The sequence below is a fragment of the Pseudomonas sp. genome (genome assembly GCF_036404235.1).
Taxonomy (GTDB): Bacteria; Pseudomonadota; Gammaproteobacteria; order Pseudomonadales; family Pseudomonadaceae; genus Aquipseudomonas.
The window spans coordinates 1-15,173 of the sequence record NZ_DASWOT010000109.1 but is presented as its reverse complement, the minus strand read 5'-3'; the positions used below and the strand labels follow the sequence as shown (position 1 = coordinate 15,173).

Sequence of the window (15,173 nt, the reverse complement as noted above, 5' to 3'; positions counted from 1 at the left end):
CGTGCTTGCGCGAGGCCGGGCGGCGTTAAAACAGGGCCCGAACTCTGAGCCTACTCACGTCGGACAACCCACCGCCCCATCATTGAGGTTCTGCTTGTAGTTCTCATACTCCAGCGAAGCCTTGCCGTTGACCCACTTTAAGGTCAGCACTGACACCGAATCAAAATCATCGCCCACCCAGTCGTCCAACAGTCTGACTTTCTTTCCTGAGGCTTCTTCGGCGACCTTGTTGATCAGTTCAGGCAGATAGCCATGAGACCAGGCCGTGTAAATGGTGGCGTCGTGGTATTTGTCGCGCATCAACTCGTCAGCCAGGTCGCTGGTGTCGTTGGCGGCAAAGTCGATGTTCACCGGCAGACCCAATTTGATCGCACTGGGGCCGACGGTCATCAATGGGCGCAGGTAGCTGTAGGAATGATCGCCCTCGCCCTCTTCCACATGCCGACTCGGGTTGGCAGCAAAGATGAAATTGGCATTGCCGAACTCTTTGGGTAACAAGGTCGACAGGTCGATGGCACGATTCAAACCCTGGCAGTTCAATTGCCCGAGCCCCATGTCGGGTTTTTCCGCATGACGCAGGAAAACCAAGGTCTGGATGCCGTTCTTCGGCTCAGCGTTTACACCTCTGCCAACGGAGAAAAGCAGGACGGCTGAACACATAAGCACAATCGGCAACAGCAAATAAGCGAAACGCCGCAGCGGGCGGGATGAAGCGGATGGCTTGAAGAAGGTCATGGCGGTCTGGGTTCTGAATGTGTGATGGGCTGCCACCACGTGCGACATCCTTGTGAGCTGGCTATCTGATACGCAATACAGCTTGGCAGGGCTTTATTGCGATATGAAGAATGACGATGTGAGGCTAAAACGCTTGGGAAGTTGCACGTAAGTGTCTGATTAAACGTATTAATCGCTGAACGGTACTGTAAGAAGATGTATCCAAGGCCCACAAAGCATATGCCGGGAACAACTTCTTCACTTGCGCAAGCTGCACACCACCGCACTGATGACCACCGCCAGCCCAGCCATTGAATAAACCCATGAAGCCGGGGCCACCGGCAGCAACACCCCGGCCAGCAACGGACCGACCCCTGCACCCACGTCCCGCCAGACGGCGTTTGCCGCCAGCGCTTGCACGCGCCCAGCACCTGGATTGCGTTGCGCAACCAGCGTGGTTACCAGTGGCAACTGCAGCGCCCGTAGAATCAAAACACCACCGGCACCGATGATCAGCCAGTGCAAACCAAAGACCGTCAGGGCAACGGCGGTCAGCGCAGAAAACACCACCAGCATTTGCACGGCGCCGAAGCTATCAGCGGCACGTCCGCCTAACGGGCTGAGTAGCATCTCCGATACGTAACGCAACGCCAGCAGCACCCCGGCGATGAACACCGCGTTGCCGCCGAGCACCGATTGCGCCTGCAGCGACAGACCAAAAATGAATAGACCGTCCAGCGCCACACCTTCGATGAATGACCAAACCGCCACGCTGTCAGGCATTTTGAAACGACGTCCACTTGAGGCCGGCATCGCGTGGGCTTTATCCGGCAACCCCCGCGCCAACCACAGCCCGATCAGCGACGTGAACGCCAGGATCAGAAAAATCAACCGAGGCCCAAAGTGCAGGCTGATCAAGGCCCCTACGGGTAAGGCAATCATGGGGCCAATCGCGATCACCGCACGCGAACGCCCGGAACGACGGGCTGCGCCGCCAGGTTCGGAGGTCGCCAACACTTGCGTGGACAGGTTCAGTGCAGCGTAGGCCAAGCCCCAACCCAAACGTAGGATCAGCAGCCACCAGAAACCGGAAATGAACGAGTTCCCAAGTGCGCACAGCGCAGAGACACCCGCCGCCAGCATGACCGTAGGACGATCACCCCGGGCGGCGAAATAGCGCACGACATAGCTGTAACCGAAGATGCGTACCAGTCGATTGGCCGCCAGAAGAATCCCGGCCTGAGCCAGAGAAATACCGAACGTATCAGCGTTCATCGGCAGTATCAGATACAACAGGACATCACTGGGCAGACACAGACTGAGGACAATCGCCGAACGGCGGGAAGCGACATCGGCATCACGGGCAGCAACAGACATGTGTAGAAAGATCCTGAAACAAATTAGATCAACAGAATGCTGTGCCGCCACTCGTCTGACAACCTCTGCATGACAGTTTTGTTGCGCCCGAGCCACCGGCGACCTTGCCCCTGCCCCTGCCCTTGTCCATTGCCATGCAAGCCTGCCATCGGATTGCACAACGGCCTCAGCTTGTCATGGACGTTTCTGGTGGCCGCAGAGTTGTAATCACGGCCACCAAACGCTTGGGTTATGTGTTCAGTGACAGGGCGTTAAAACTCGCGACTCAGATCACAAAACGTGTCACCAGCGTATTCAAATCCACCGCCAGGCGTGACAGCTCATGGCTGGCAGCGCTGGTCTGGTTAGCACCCGCTGCCGATTGAACAGCAAGATCGCGGATGTTCACCAGGTTGCGATCCACTTCGCGCGAGACATGCGCCTGTTCTTGCGACGCGCTGGCGATCACCAGATTGCGCTCATTGATCTGAGCGATGGCTTCGGTAATCAACTCCAGCGCATCGCCCGCAGCATTGGCCAAGCCCAATGTGGTTTGCGTGCGGTCGGTGTTTTGCACCATCGATTGCACCGCTTCGCCGGTGCGGGTCTGGATAGCGGCCACCATCTGCTCGATTTCCTGAGTCGACTGTGCCGTGCGATGGGCCAACGCCCGGACTTCATCGGCTACCACCGCAAAGCCTCGCCCAGCCTCGCCCGCGCGCGCAGCTTCAATCGCTGCGTTGAGCGCCAACAGGTTGGTTTGCTCGGCAATCGAGCGGATCACGTCCAACACCTTGCCAATGTCACGGCCCTGCTCTGCCAATCCTTGAACCAATCCGGACGTGGTCTGGATTTCCTTGGCCATCGACTCAATAGACTTGACGGTATCGAGCACGCGATCACGTCCCTGGCGCGCCGTGTCGTTGGACTGCTTGGAGGCTTCGGAGGTGGATACCGCATTACGCGCGACCTCTTCGACCGCGGCCGTCATCTCATTGACCGCCGTGGCAGCCTGTTCGACTTCATTGTTCTGTTGTTGCAAGCCCCGCGAAGACTCCTCAGTTACTGCGCTTAACTCCTCGGCAGCGGAGGCTAACTGCGTCGAGGAGCCAGAGATCAATTCAATGGTCTGGCGCAAGTTCTTCTGCATCGTCACCAACGCGTCAAGCAAACGCGCAGGCTCATCGTTGCCATCGACATCGATGGGCCGCGTCAGGTTGCCTTCAGCAATGTCCTGTGCAGCCCGGACCGCTCTAGACAGCGGGTTAACGATACTTTTAGTTAATAACCAGGCAAGTAAGATGGTCAATAATACGGCGAAAATCGCAACCCCGATCACCCCGGTAATTGCATTTTCATATTGCTGCGTTGAAATAGCTGATGCGTCTTCGGCGGCTTTCCTGTTGATGCTGATCAGTTGATTGATCTGCACACCCATAATATCCGTCGCATCTTTCATACGGGTGTTGATCAAGTTACGCATGTCTTCGCTCTTCTCTTGTCGCGAGAGCTCTAGCACCTGTCTTTGCACGTCGAGAAACGTCGTCAAGGTGGCTTCGTATTGTTTATAGAGCGTCGATTCATCGTCGCTCATCGGGGTGGCGGCATAACTTTTTTTCGCGTCCTGAAGTTTGCTGATCAATTCGGCGATGCGGCCTTCCGTCTCGCGCAAGCTGGCGGGTTCACGGTTGACCAGCGTACGAAACGACGTAATGCGCAGGCGCAGCGTATTTTCCAGCATATTTCCCAGGTACCCGACGCTGGGCAACATATTGGTTTGCATATCGGTCGTCGCTTGGCGAATCACAGACATACGATTAAGCGCAAAAGCGCCCAGCCCCACGACCAGCAAGGCAATGAACGTGAACCCAAGAAACGCGCGTGGCGCGATATTTATGCTTCTTATCGACATGGACACACTCTCATTTGAAAATCAGTTTTTTGCGTCCTTGCCTCGTCATTATTGAGGGAGCCCGTTTCACGCGCTTCAATAATGGCAGGCGCAATGGTGGGCTATCGAGCCCACTTTTCATTTACGCCCAAGCGGTTTATCGGCCGAATTTAAGTATTCATTCAGTCGTAAAATAAATATTTTCAAAACACATGTTTGAAAACGCCTTAATGAAAAACCAAAAACGTTTGTGCTTCTGATTTTTGATTAAAGCGACAGAACGCCGAAGGCGATTTCACTTTTTTTTCACCTACTTTCATTATCTTTCAGGAGATTTAGGCAACACGCGACCCCACAGGCAATAGTGGCTAAACGCCTTAGAAATAAACAGTGAAATATCGATCACATACGGTTCGGTACGGGAATAACCAACATGATGTACATCAATAAATCGAAAAAATATCACTCGTGTAGGAAATTTTCCTCCTGACCAGCAGAAGTCGGTGCTACTTTTAATCTCTCCAAGGGTTGACCATCCATGTATAGCCCAGCGCTACTTCAAGAAATGCATCGCCATGCTCTAGCAAAGGTGTTGCAGGCGTTCTCGATGGGAGATGGCAGCCCGGTTTCCTGCCCTGCGGAGCTTTGCAATTGCTCGATTGAACGAGGTAGGCCCCATGAATAAAGTCACGTTCCCCAATGCCTGCCAGCTGATGCGCTGGCATTTTCATCCGGTAGGTTTCGAAGCCAATATGGACGCCCCCAGTAGCATGGTTGCGCGTCTGTTCGACCGAGCCAGCGGCGAAACGGTGATCGCGATCGCAGGCATTCCCTGCGCAACGGTCATGAACGCCATGGACGTCGAACGCATCATTGAAGCCATCGAACTGGAGCTGGAAACATTCTCTGCACCCCAGACGCGTTATCTGAATCGGGCTTGATCCTTTTTACGATTCTGAAGACTGACGCCATTATTGTGGGAGGGAACAAGCCCCCTCCCATACAGGCCGTACAGATCATGTATTACAGATAACGCATCAATCCTGTACCCCCATCGCCCCGCGCCTATCCTCGAAAAACGCCTTGTCACCCGCAATCCTCGCCGAGGCCCTCGATACGTTGATATCGTCCTGGCCCTTGGCATCGATGTACCAATAGCAGTGCCGCACCGCACGGGTGATCGCCACATACGCCAGGCGCAACACTTCGTCCTTCTGGGCATTGTCGAACGCATCAAGGTCGCCTTCCTTGCCAAGCCCTGCCATGAGGTAGACCTGATTCTTGTATGGCGATTGCGTCAGATGCTGACAGTCGCCCAGCAAGAACACTGCATCGGCCTGCAAGCCCTTGGCACTGTGGTAGGTCAGTTGCTTGAAGCGTCGTGATTGCGCAGGCAAACCGTAATCGGCGTCGACCAGCGCTTGCAGCGCATCAGGCAGCCTGGCCTTATCGCTGCTCTTGCGGTACAGCAGCAACACCGAATCGCCATCGTTGTAATGCTCGATCAACCGCGCGACCAGTTGATCGTCGTCACGATCAAGCACAGTCACAGGCAGCAATTGCTGCTCGGCGCCGCTGGCCCTGGCCTTTTTGCCCGTGATCGCGGGCGCTGCACGCACGATGTGTTCAGCGGCATCGATGATGTGTTGATGGCTGCGAAAGTTTTCGCTAAGCATGACCCTGGTAGTCGATGGCGAAGCGAACTCCTTGGCGAACTCCATGAAGTACTTCGGCGAACTGCCGCGCCAGCCATAGATCGATTGCCAGTCATCACCCACGCACAGCAGCGACGAGCGCTGTGCGCCACGCCCGGTATGCATGGCCGGGCCGCGACTGCGGATTTCCCGCAGGCTGGCGCGAATCCAAGAAACGATCTGTGGCGAGACATCCTGAAACTCGTCGATCATCAAGTGCGCAAGGGGGCGTAACACCTCATCGCTAACCAGTTTTAGGTTCTCGGGCGAGGTTTCACCAAACAGCGAGAACATCCGGTTGTACGTCATGATCGGCGGCGACTGATCCAACAAGTGGTCTTCAAAGGCCTTCCAGAACATACTCAGGGCTTCGAAGAAATACCGGTCGGGGTCTTGCTCCGAGAAGCTCATTTGCGAGACCGCACAGGGCACATCCAGCCCCAGGTTCTCGATAAAGCTGGCGGCAGCCACAAAACAGTCGAGCAGTGGCGCAGCGCTCAATTCGCCTTTGACTTTGTAGTCAAAGCCAGGCCCGGCGACCGCGGCACCCGACAATGAGTGTAGAAAGCCCTTGGACGCCTGGTAGCTTTCAATCCATATCAATGGCTTACGACAGAAAGCTTGAAACAAGGTGCGCTTGATAACCCATTCGGCCCAGACCGGCAGCTTGGCGTCCGGGCGTCGCAAATGCTGATCTTCACTGGGATCAAAACCCAGCACGATCCAGGCGTCCAGCTCAGGCGAATAACCGTGTACATGAAACGCAAGACCACTGATTTCAATGACTTGGCGCATGGGCTCAATGCCCTTTATCGGCCAGGCCCCGGCCCTGATCCACAAATCCTCCACCACGTCGCACAGTTCTTCATCCCGTTTCGAGGATAAACCCATTACGGTGATACGTTTTTGTACATCGGGGTGGTCGCGGTCCAGCTCCTTGAGTTGCAGCGCATGACGATACATCGGCGCGATGACTTCACGAAAACGCGGATTGGCGGCATACAGGTCGCGGTAACAGACATTCATCTGTTGACGCTGGGCATCGTTGATCCGCAGATCAAAAGGGTTGCTGTCGACCCCGTCTTCAAGATCGTTGCGCGTCTGGTTGCTGAGGTTTTCGAACGCTTGCAGTTGATCGAAGCCGGGCAGACTGCGCACCAGCGGCAAAATGCGCGAATGGAAGGTTCTAACCACATCGCGAGCCTCTCGCAGGCTCAGATTGCGCCCCCACAGCCCCATGACGTCGATCAGCTTGTTGATGAAGTCCTTGCGCGACTCACGGGTGAACGTCACCACCGTCATCGAGCTCAACTCGAACCCCAGATAGTGATGCAGCAACAGCACGCGCAGCACCAGCGAGGTGGACTTACCCGCACCGGCACCGGCAATAACGTAGGTTGAGGGCGTATCGCTGAAGATCATCTTCCATTGTGCGGCGGTGGGCTGGGCATGGGCGGGAAGGCATTGCGCGACGTCGGCCTTGATGCGTTTTTTCAGCTCAGTGGTCAGCGGCAAGCGCCAGTCATCGAACAGATGATCGTCGGTCTTCGGGCCACGATGCGCTTGCGTCCGCGTATCACGGATCACCAACACCTGACGGCCCTCTTCGATGCCGTCCAGATGGCCCTCGGCGTACCCCTCGTTCATGCCTTCCATATGACCGTTGAGATAGCCATCAGTGTGGCCTTGGCGCCAGGACGGCACATGTTGCGCCTGCAACCGCGACAAATGACGGCCAATAAGACGCGCCAGCAGACGTTTGAAAAACGTCAAGCGCTCGGGTGGCAAGAGTTCAGGGGGCAGTTCGTGGGTAGGCTCGACAGAAGGATCGTGCGGCACGCGGGCTCCGGTTATCAGCGAGTGAACGTGAAAGCCGCCTATGGTCCCCTCATTCGTGCGCAAGCTCCAGCGAAATGCTTACTGCTCATGGGGTTAGCCGATCAACTGCACGTATCACTCTAGGGTAAGCGCCATAAACCAATCGAATTACTAGATAAACTCAACGCAAAATTTACGCTTTTTGTCGATGAAAATTTGATAGATCATCCTCCCATCGATAACGACTCATCATTCAGCAGCGCTGATGTACATCCCGGCCCTGCTCTGGAGGTAACGATCATGTTGCAACTAAGACCCTTCAAAACCCTGGGCGGCGCCAACCACGGCTGGCTGAACGCGCACCACCATTTTTCCTTCGCTGAATACCACGACCCCAAACGCATGAACTGGGGTCAGTTGCGGGTTTGGAACGATGATGTGATCCAGGCTGGCACTGGCTTCCCTCGCCATCCTCACCGGGACATGGAGATCATCACCTACGTTCGTGAGGGCGCAATCACTCACGAAGACAGCCTGGGCAACCGTGGCCGTACCGAAGCGGGTGACGTGCAGGTAATGAGTGCAGGCACCGGCGTGGCGCACAGCGAATACAACCTGGAATCCAAAGAAACCCGAATTTTCCAGATATGGATCATGCCGGATGAAACCGGCGCAGCGCCTTCCTGGGGCGCCAAGCCGTTCCCAAAAGGCAATCGCGAGGGCTTTGTGACGCTGGCCAGCGGCAAGTCTGACGATGACATCGAACTGCGCATTCGCGCCGATGCCCGCTTGGTCGCGGCCAACCTGAAAGCCGGGGAAACCGCCGAGTACGTGCTGGATGTTGGGCGCCGGGCTTATCTGGTGCCAGCCACCGGGGTCATCGAAGTCAACGGCCTGCGCGCTGAAGCTCGCGACGGTGTAGCGGTGGAGAATGAGCGCACGCTGCGCGTGACTGCCATTGAAGACAGCGAAATCGTTTTGGTGGATGTGGCGTGAAACCGCTGCGCAAAGCTTGACCAGAAAAAGAGGCTCCGGGATTACAGGACCATCCCGTCACGCGCAATAACGACGTGTTCCGGCAGCGCCCGAGGCTCGTGGATCAACCATGCATCCAGCGTATGCCCGATGTGGGTCAGCACCGCCTGACACGGTTTTAACTGCTCGATGATCTCCAGCGCCAGATTGAGATCGTTATGATTGCGCGGCGCTTGAGGTTGCGGCGGCATTGAGCAGTCGAGGATCAACAGGTCCAACCGCTGGCGTTGCAGAGACTCGGTTGTCGCGTCGGGCAATCCGACCGTGTCGGTCAGGTACGCCACGCGTCGCCCGCCCTCTTCCAGCAAGCTATCTTCGAGCAAATAGCCCAGCGTCGGCCTCGAATGCATCAACGGTAATGCGGTCACGCTCAACGCCCCCACCATTCGCCGTTCAAACGCCGCGAATGGCTGGCTGAAATCAAGAATCCCCGGATGCTTGTACAAGTCGGCCAACCCTTCGGGGTCCACCGGGCCATGCACCGGAATCACCAACCCTTGCCCCCAGCGCAAATGCAGCAAGCCCTGCGCATGATCGGCGTGGTAGTGGGTCTGCAATATCCCGCTCAGCGTGTGCGGTGCAAAGCGTTCGGTGAGGTCGGTCAGGCCGCTGTCGATCAACCAGCGCTGATCGCCTGACTCAACCAGCGCGCAACACGGCAGTCGTCGCCAGCGCGGGTCTTCATGCGCCGCCAGACACGCCGGGCACTGGCAGCCGTAAACCGGCACCTGACGCGCATCGCCGGTGCCGAGCAGGGTCAGGCGCATGCGTGTTCGCGGTCGATGTGTTGAATCAACCGGCCGACGGTATGTTCCAGCGCCCCCGAGTTATCGAGCAGATACACCGCCGAATCATTGGCCAGTAGATCTGAAGCAAACTGCGCGTTACGTCCCAGACGCGCGTCGACTTCCTCGACCGATTCCCGTCCCCGCGCCAGCAAACGCTGGCGCAGCACGGTTTGATCGACGGTCAACAACACCGCCATCAACTGCGGATAACGCTCACGGGCCTGAGGCAGATGACCGCGCGAGCCGTTGATCAGCACGTCATGACCGTCCGCCAGCCATTTGTCGATGTCATTGGGGATACCGTAGTGCAAGCCATTGGCGAACCAGCTCAGGGCAAACGCGCCCCGAACCTGCATGTCCATAAACTGCTCGACACTGACTGCTTGCGCAGCCTCGCCCTTCGCCTCCGCAGAGCGGGTGATGACTCGGCGCACGATCCGACAGCCGCGTTCGGCCATCGGTTCGCGTGCGGCATCGAGCAGGCTGTCCTTGCCCGAACCGGACGGTCCGATGAGATAGATCAACCTGCCCGCCATCAAAACACCCTCTTCGCTTGTCGCCAGACCTGCTGGATCACCGGCAGTGAGCCCACGGCGCGAACATGAATAAGATCGGCGCGCAGCCCGACTCGGATCTCCCCCCGATCATCGAGCCCCGCCGCACGGGCTGGCGCGCCACTGACAGTCGACATCGCTTTCGCAAGGCCTGCACCCGACGGCTGTTGAGTATCATCCAACTGTGCAGCCAATGCGAACGCCGCCTGCAACAGGCTCGCCGGATAATAGTCGCTGGACAGAATATCCAGTAGCCCTTCTTTGGCCAGACTCGCCGCCGCGACGTTGCCCGAATGCGAGCCGCCGCGAACGATGTTCGGCGCCCCCATCAACACGCTCATGCCCAAACGTCGGCAGCCTTCGGCCGCTTCCAGGGTGGTCGGAAATTCAGCGATGCTCATGCCGTAGGCCGCCGACTCCTCGACATGCGCCAAGGTGGCGTCGTCGTGGCTGGCCACCGACAGACCGCGCACCTGACAAATATCGACGATGGCCCGCCGATAACGGTCGCTATACGTCTTCGCGTTGGCCACCTGCTCGACGATGAACTCATCCATCTGCGCGGCGCTCAGGTGATATTTACCCATGTAGTACTCGCGGTACTTGGATTCAAGGGCAAATTGCCGCTGACCCGGCGAGTGGTCCATCACCGACACCAGTTGCACCAGCGGCTGCTCCACTAGATCACGGAACACACTGAGGGTGTCCGGGTGGCAGACCTCACAACGCAAGTGCAGGCGGTGTTCGGCGCGGGTCATGTCGGACGCGTTGGCCTTGGCAATCGCCTCGACCATCCCTGGCAGCTGTTGCATGCGTTTGCCCTTGGGGTTGACGTCGCCGATGGACAGCGCGTCGAACACCGTGGTGATGCCGGCCGCGATGATCTGCGCGTCATGGCTCATCACCGCCGACGCCGACGGCCAGTCCACGCCGGGGCGCGGGCTCAAGTGTTTTTCCAGGTTGTCGGTGTGCAATTCCACCAGGCCCGGCAGCAAGTAATCGCCGTTCAGGTTCTGCGCCTGCGGCAGACGACTAAGGCCGGTGTCGACCTCGCTGATCAGCCCGTTACGCAGTACCACGGTGCCGTTGAACACGCGATCAGCCGTCACGATTTGCGCATTGCTCAGGATCTGTTCGCTCAGCATTCGAGTAACTCCTTGGCAGTCAGTGCCGCCGGGGTCATGTCCAGATGGCGGTCGGCAACGGCTTCACGGGCCAGGCGATCATGGAAAATGCCGATCACGGCGGCGCCGGCTGTTTTGGCTTCATTGATCAGCGCCAGCACGACCTGGCGATTAGTGTCGTCCAACGAAGCGGTAGGTTCGTCGAGCAGCATCACCGGCCACGGCACCATGAAGCCGCGAGCGATGTTGACGCGCTGCTGCTCGCCCCCGGAAAAAGTCCCCGGCGCCAATTGCCACAGGCGTTGCGGGATGTTCAGGCGCGCCAGTAAGGTTTGCGCGCGGGCCTTGGCATCGGCGCGTTCCCAGCCCCGCGCCAGCGCCGGTTCCATCACCACCTCCAACGTGGTGACACGCGGGATCACCCGCAAAAACTGGCTGACGTAACCCAGGGTTTGCTGACGCACCGCTAGCACCTGCCGAGGCTGTGCCCCCACCAGTTCCAGCCATTGGCCTTGGTGTTGAACGCGGATGCTGCCGCCCGCTGGCAGGTAGTTGCCGTACAGCGTGCGCAGCAATGTGCTTTTGCCCGCGCCAGACTGGCCGTGCAGCACCAGGCATTCGCCGCCACTGACGGAGAACGTCAGGCCGCGCAGTACGTTGAGCACCACGCCATTTTGCTGGTGCAAGGTGAAGGTTTTCGAGAGGTCACGGACCTCGATCAGCGTGTTCATCAAGCCACTCCCCAAAAAAGCCGCCTCAAAGATCGGGTCACGATTGCAGGACTGAAGACACCAGCAGCTGTGAATAAGGATGTTGTGGATCATCGAGTATTTGATCGGTCAGGCCGGTCTCCACCACCCGCGAACGGCGCATGACCATCAGCCGATCAGCCAACAAACGCGCCACCGCCAGGTCGTGGGTGACGATCACCACCGCAAGGTCCAGCTCACGCACCAGCCCGCGCATCAGGTCCAGCAAACGCGCCTGCACCGAAACGTCGAGGCCGCCCGTGGGTTCATCCATGAACACCAGCCGTGGACCGGACACCAGGTTGCGAGCGATCTGCAATCGCTGTTGCATGCCGCCGGAAAAAGTTCGCGGCAGGTCGTCGATGCGTTGCGGATCGATCTCCACCTGATTCAACCAGTCCAGCCCCGCAGCACGCAGCGCTTGATAATTGCGCACCCCTTGGGCCATCAAACGCTCGCCAATGTTGGCCCCCGCCGACACCGCCATGCGCAAGCCGTCACGCGGGTTCTGCTCGACAAAACCCCACTCGGTGCGCAGCAAGGTCCGGCGCTCGGCCTCGCTGGCGCTGTAGAGGTCCAGCCATTGGCCGTCGCCTTTATGAGCGTCGGCGCGGCGGTAATCGATTACCCCTGCGTCAGGCGGGCAACGACCGCTGAGCAGTGACAACAGGGTCGATTTGCCGGAACCCGACTCGCCGACGATGCCCAAAACTTCACCGGGATACAGCTCGAAGCTGACGTCCTGGCAGCCTTTCTCAGGACCGTACAACTTGCCCAGTCCGCGTACTTTCAGCAGCGGTTGTGCGCGGTCGTTCAAGCGCTCGGCGGGCGTCGCGTCATTCATTTCACGGGCAGCGATCATTGGCCGTCCCTCCCCTGGCTGACGCGTTGCGCGCAGTAATCGGTGTCCGAACAGACGAAGTTCTGGGTGCCCTGATCGTCGATAATCAGCTCGTCGAGGAATGACTCATGACTGCCGCAAATCGCACAGTTCTGTTCCCACTTCTGCGCTTCGAACGGGTGGTCCTCAAAGTCCAGGCTGGTGACTTTGGTGTACGGCGGCACGGCGTACAGACGCTTTTCGCGGCCGGCACCGAACAGCATCAGTGCCGGGCTCATGTCGAGCTTGGGGTTATCGAATTTGGGGATTGGCGAGGGGTCCATCACGTAACGCTCGTCCACCGTCACCGGGTACGCATACGCCGTGGCGATGTGACCGAAGGTGGCGATGTCTTCGTAGAGTTTTACGTGCATCACCCCGTAATCGTTGAGAGCATGCATGGTCCGGGTTTCGGTTTCCAACGGTTCGATGAACCGCAACGGCTCGGGATTGGGCACCTGATAGACCATGATCTGATCGGCGCGCAACGGCATTTCCGGAATCCGGTGACGGGTCTGGATAATGGTCGCGTCAGCGGTGCGCTCGGTCGTGGCGATGCCTGCGGTACGGGCAAAAAAACGGCGTATCGACACGGCGTTGGTGGTGTCGTCAGCGCCTTGATCGATGACTTTCAGCACGTCGTCAGCGCCGAGAATCGCGGCGGTCAGTTGCATGCCGCCAGTGCCCCAGCCATACGGCAGCGGCATCTCGCGCCCCGCGAACGGCACTTGATAACCGGGGATCGCCACGGCCTTGAGCAGCCCGCGACGGATCATGCGCTTGGTCTGCTCGTCCAGATACGCGAAGTTGTACGCCTCGTCCCGTGCGGGCAGAGGTTGGGTGGCGGCATTCATTGGCCTTTCTCCTTAGAGGGCGCCTGGTCCTTGAAAGGCTTGCGCAGTTTACGGATCAGCTCCAGTTCGGACTGGAAGTCGACGTAGTGCGGCAACTTCAGGTGCGAGACGAACCCGGCGGCCTCGACGTTGTCGCAGTGCGCCAGGACGAACTCTTGCTGCTGCGCGGGGGACTGGATTTCTTCGGCGTACTCCTCAGCCCGCAACGAACGGTCGACCAGCGCCATGCCCATGGCCTTGCGCTCGGCGTGACCGAACGCCAGGCCATAGCCGCGAGTGAACTGCGCCGGTTCGCTGCCCGAGCCGACGAACTGGTTGACCATCTCGCACTCAGTGATTTCGATAGCGCCGATGGCAATCGCAAAGCCCAGTTCTTCAGGCTCGATCCACACCTGGACTTCGCCGATGCGGATTTCCCCGGCGAACGGGTGATTACGGCCATACCCGCGCTGGGTCGAATAGCCCAGCGCCAGCAGAAAGCCTTCGTCGCCACGGGCCAGTGCTTGCAAGCGTTGCGCACGGCTGGCCGGGTATTCCAACGGCTCGCGGGTGATGTCAGCGATGGCCTCGCCGAGGTCGGCCTCTTCCTTGATCAAGCCTTCTCTGGCCAGCAAACCCAATACTTTCGGGCAGGGTTCAAGCGCGGCATCTTGCTGAACCTGCGGCCCTGGGTATTGGCCTTCGGCCAGCAGGCTGAAATCCAGCAAGCGGTGAGTGTAGTCGAAGGTCGGGCCGAGTAATTGGCCACCGGGTACGTCCTTGAAGGTAGCCGACAGGCGACGACTCAAGAGCATGTCCGAGGTGTCGATGGGCAGGCTGGCGCTAAAGCGCGGCAGGGTCGTGCGGTAGGCGCGCAACAGGAAAATCGCCTCCACCAGATCACCAGCAGCCTGCTTGATCGCCAGTGCCGCCAGTTGTTCGTCATACAGCGAGCCTTCGGTCATGACCCGGGCGACGGCCATCGGCAGTTGCTGGCGGATCTGTTCGACGTCCAGCTCAGCAATCGAGGTATCGCCGCGCCGCTTCTTGGCCAGCACCCGATGGGCATTGTCGATGGCCTGTTCGCCACCTTTGACGGCAACGTACATCAGGCACCTCCCTGAAACGCAACCTGGGTGCTGCGCGGCAACCCCATCAGCTCACTGCCAGCAAGGAAGAACACATCGATGCCACGCGGGAAGTCATTGCGCGATGCGCGCTCATGCCAGAAGTCTTCGGCCAGCGGTAGCGCCACCTGGTTTTCACTCTGGATGCCGGGGCCACGCCAGGCCAGTTCGCGACCGCCCTCCAGACTGGGCAACTGGACCAACAGCGTGCAGGACTGATCGGGATAACGGTCGTTGCCTAGATCGAAGCCGCTGAGGTCGTGCAACTGGCTGTCATCGAGCAGCGCGAAACGCGCATTCTGCCGGTCGCTGACAATCGGGCAGCCGCAATGGAAGGTCAGGTTGGCGCGAATCGCCTGGGTGTCGAACTTCGGCGCGAGCCACAACGGGGTGTCGATGTCCAGCAGCGCCAGGCACAACGCGTGACTGGCCGCCGCCAGACCTTCCAAGTGCGGTGGCAATTGCGCTGGCAACAGATGTTGCGCAACGCCTGGGCCTGCGAGGGCCTTGAGGGCAGCACGGAAGCTGCGCTGAGCGTCAAGCACGGGGTCGGCGAATGCGGGCTGTAAAAGAGTGGCGGTCATCAGTTTTCTCCTCTGACCAAGGTGAA

Annotated in this window: 14 protein-coding genes and 1 pseudogene; 2 read left to right on the top strand and 13 right to left on the bottom strand. The window is 58.7% G+C overall.

From position 1 onward, the window contains the following. Positions 1–54: 54 nt before the first annotated feature. The 4 genes and pseudogenes from VGC62_RS13480 to VGC62_RS27725 all read right to left on the bottom strand — a co-directional run. Positions 55–660 (bottom strand): hypothetical protein, encoded by a 606-nt coding sequence (locus VGC62_RS13480; RefSeq protein ID WP_414705798.1) that lies wholly within the window; start codon positions 658–660, stop codon positions 55–57. 312 nt (positions 661–972) lie between these two features. Further along, on the bottom strand, positions 973–2,091 hold the full coding sequence (locus VGC62_RS13475; RefSeq protein WP_331187584.1) for an MFS transporter: 1,119 nt from the start codon (positions 2,089–2,091) through the stop codon (positions 973–975). 265 nt (positions 2,092–2,356) lie between these two features. Next, on the bottom strand, positions 2,357–3,220 hold the full coding sequence (locus VGC62_RS27730) for a methyl-accepting chemotaxis protein (RefSeq protein ID WP_414705797.1): 864 nt from the start codon (positions 3,218–3,220) through the stop codon (positions 2,357–2,359). Beyond that, positions 3,212–3,982 (bottom strand): annotated as a pseudogene (locus tag VGC62_RS27725) (MCP four helix bundle domain-containing protein); the annotation flags it as partial. The pseudogene VGC62_RS27725 and the gene VGC62_RS27730, both read right to left, overlap by 9 nt. Positions 3,983–4,620: 638 nt before the next feature. On the opposite strand from VGC62_RS27725, the gene VGC62_RS13465 reads away from it, so the two are divergent. Further along, on the top strand, positions 4,621–4,902 hold the full coding sequence (locus tag VGC62_RS13465) for a DUF1652 domain-containing protein (protein ID WP_331187582.1): 282 nt from the start codon (positions 4,621–4,623) through the stop codon (positions 4,900–4,902). 96 nt (positions 4,903–4,998) lie between these two features. Here the strand turns inward: VGC62_RS13465 and VGC62_RS13460 are convergent, their stop codons facing one another. Next, entirely contained in the window at positions 4,999–7,494 is a 2,496-nt protein-coding gene (locus tag VGC62_RS13460; protein WP_331187581.1) for a UvrD-helicase domain-containing protein, read from the bottom strand. A gap of 279 nt (positions 7,495–7,773) precedes the next feature. Between VGC62_RS13460 and VGC62_RS13455 the strand changes: the two genes are divergently transcribed. Continuing rightward, positions 7,774–8,469 (top strand): pirin family protein, encoded by a 696-nt coding sequence (locus VGC62_RS13455; RefSeq protein ID WP_331187580.1) that lies wholly within the window; start codon positions 7,774–7,776, stop codon positions 8,467–8,469. Between the two features lie 41 nt (positions 8,470–8,510). Here the strand turns inward: VGC62_RS13455 and phnP are convergent, their stop codons facing one another. The 8 genes from phnP to phnH are packed head-to-tail and all read right to left on the bottom strand — an operon-like array spanning position 8,511 to position 15,147. Then, positions 8,511–9,275 (bottom strand): phosphonate metabolism protein PhnP, encoded by a 765-nt coding sequence (gene phnP, locus VGC62_RS13450; RefSeq protein ID WP_331187579.1) that lies wholly within the window; start codon positions 9,273–9,275, stop codon positions 8,511–8,513. Continuing rightward, the gene (phnN, locus tag VGC62_RS13445) at positions 9,266–9,832 is read right to left on the bottom strand and encodes a phosphonate metabolism protein/1,5-bisphosphokinase (PRPP-forming) PhnN (RefSeq protein ID WP_331187578.1); all 567 of its coding nucleotides are present in this window, start codon (positions 9,830–9,832) and stop codon (positions 9,266–9,268) included. Before phnN ends, phnP begins: the two co-directional genes overlap by 10 nt. Then, a complete protein-coding gene (locus VGC62_RS13440) occupies positions 9,832–10,995 on the bottom strand; it encodes an alpha-D-ribose 1-methylphosphonate 5-triphosphate diphosphatase (RefSeq protein WP_331187577.1) in 1,164 nt (387 codons plus the stop codon). Before VGC62_RS13440 ends, phnN begins: the two co-directional genes overlap by 1 nt. Next, positions 10,989–11,705, bottom strand: coding sequence for a phosphonate C-P lyase system protein PhnL (gene phnL, locus VGC62_RS13435; RefSeq protein WP_331187576.1), 717 nt, complete (start codon positions 11,703–11,705; stop codon positions 10,989–10,991). The genes VGC62_RS13440 and phnL overlap by 7 nt, the downstream gene beginning before the upstream one ends. Positions 11,706–11,742: 37 nt before the next feature. Continuing rightward, complete coding sequence (phnK, locus tag VGC62_RS13430) at positions 11,743–12,567, bottom strand: phosphonate C-P lyase system protein PhnK (RefSeq protein WP_414705796.1); 825 nt, start codon at positions 12,565–12,567, stop codon at positions 11,743–11,745. 14 nt (positions 12,568–12,581) lie between these two features. Then, positions 12,582–13,457: an alpha-D-ribose 1-methylphosphonate 5-phosphate C-P-lyase PhnJ gene (locus VGC62_RS13425; RefSeq protein WP_331187574.1), complete on the bottom strand. Its 876-nt coding sequence runs from the start codon at positions 13,455–13,457 to the stop codon at positions 12,582–12,584. Further along, the gene (locus tag VGC62_RS13420; RefSeq protein ID WP_331187573.1) at positions 13,454–14,545 is read right to left on the bottom strand and encodes a carbon-phosphorus lyase complex subunit PhnI; all 1,092 of its coding nucleotides are present in this window, start codon (positions 14,543–14,545) and stop codon (positions 13,454–13,456) included. The genes VGC62_RS13425 and VGC62_RS13420 overlap by 4 nt, the downstream gene beginning before the upstream one ends. After that, complete coding sequence (gene phnH / locus VGC62_RS13415) at positions 14,545–15,147, bottom strand: phosphonate C-P lyase system protein PhnH (protein WP_331187572.1); 603 nt, start codon at positions 15,145–15,147, stop codon at positions 14,545–14,547. Before phnH ends, VGC62_RS13420 begins: the two co-directional genes overlap by 1 nt. Positions 15,148–15,173 lie beyond the last annotated feature (26 nt).

Bases quoted from the DNA above. Each gene is read 5' to 3' on its own strand.
- VGC62_RS13480 (WP_414705798.1), bottom strand. From the start codon at position 660: ATGTGTTCAGCCGTCCTGCTTTTCTCCGTTGGCAGAGGTGTAAACGCT.
- VGC62_RS13475 (WP_331187584.1), bottom strand. From the start codon at position 2,091: ATGTCTGTTGCTGCCCGTGATGCCGATGTCGCTTCCCGCCGTTCGGCG.
- VGC62_RS27730 (WP_414705797.1), bottom strand. From the start codon at position 3,220: ATGCAGAAGAACTTGCGCCAGACCATTGAATTGATCTCTGGCTCCTCG.
- VGC62_RS13455 (WP_331187580.1), top strand. From the start codon at position 7,774: ATGTTGCAACTAAGACCCTTCAAAACCCTGGGCGGCGCCAACCACGGC.
- phnP (WP_331187579.1), bottom strand. From the start codon at position 9,275: ATGCGCCTGACCCTGCTCGGCACCGGCGATGCGCGTCAGGTGCCGGTT.
- phnN (WP_331187578.1), bottom strand. From the start codon at position 9,832: ATGGCGGGCAGGTTGATCTATCTCATCGGACCGTCCGGTTCGGGCAAG.
- VGC62_RS13440 (WP_331187577.1), bottom strand. From the start codon at position 10,995: ATGCTGAGCGAACAGATCCTGAGCAATGCGCAAATCGTGACGGCTGAT.
- phnL (WP_331187576.1), bottom strand. From the start codon at position 11,705: ATGAACACGCTGATCGAGGTCCGTGACCTCTCGAAAACCTTCACCTTG.
- phnK (WP_414705796.1), bottom strand. From the start codon at position 12,567: ATGAATGACGCGACGCCCGCCGAGCGCTTGAACGACCGCGCACAACCG.
- VGC62_RS13425 (WP_331187574.1), bottom strand. From the start codon at position 13,457: ATGAATGCCGCCACCCAACCTCTGCCCGCACGGGACGAGGCGTACAAC.
- VGC62_RS13420 (WP_331187573.1), bottom strand. From the start codon at position 14,545: ATGTACGTTGCCGTCAAAGGTGGCGAACAGGCCATCGACAATGCCCAT.
- phnH (WP_331187572.1), bottom strand. From the start codon at position 15,147: ATGACCGCCACTCTTTTACAGCCCGCATTCGCCGACCCCGTGCTTGAC.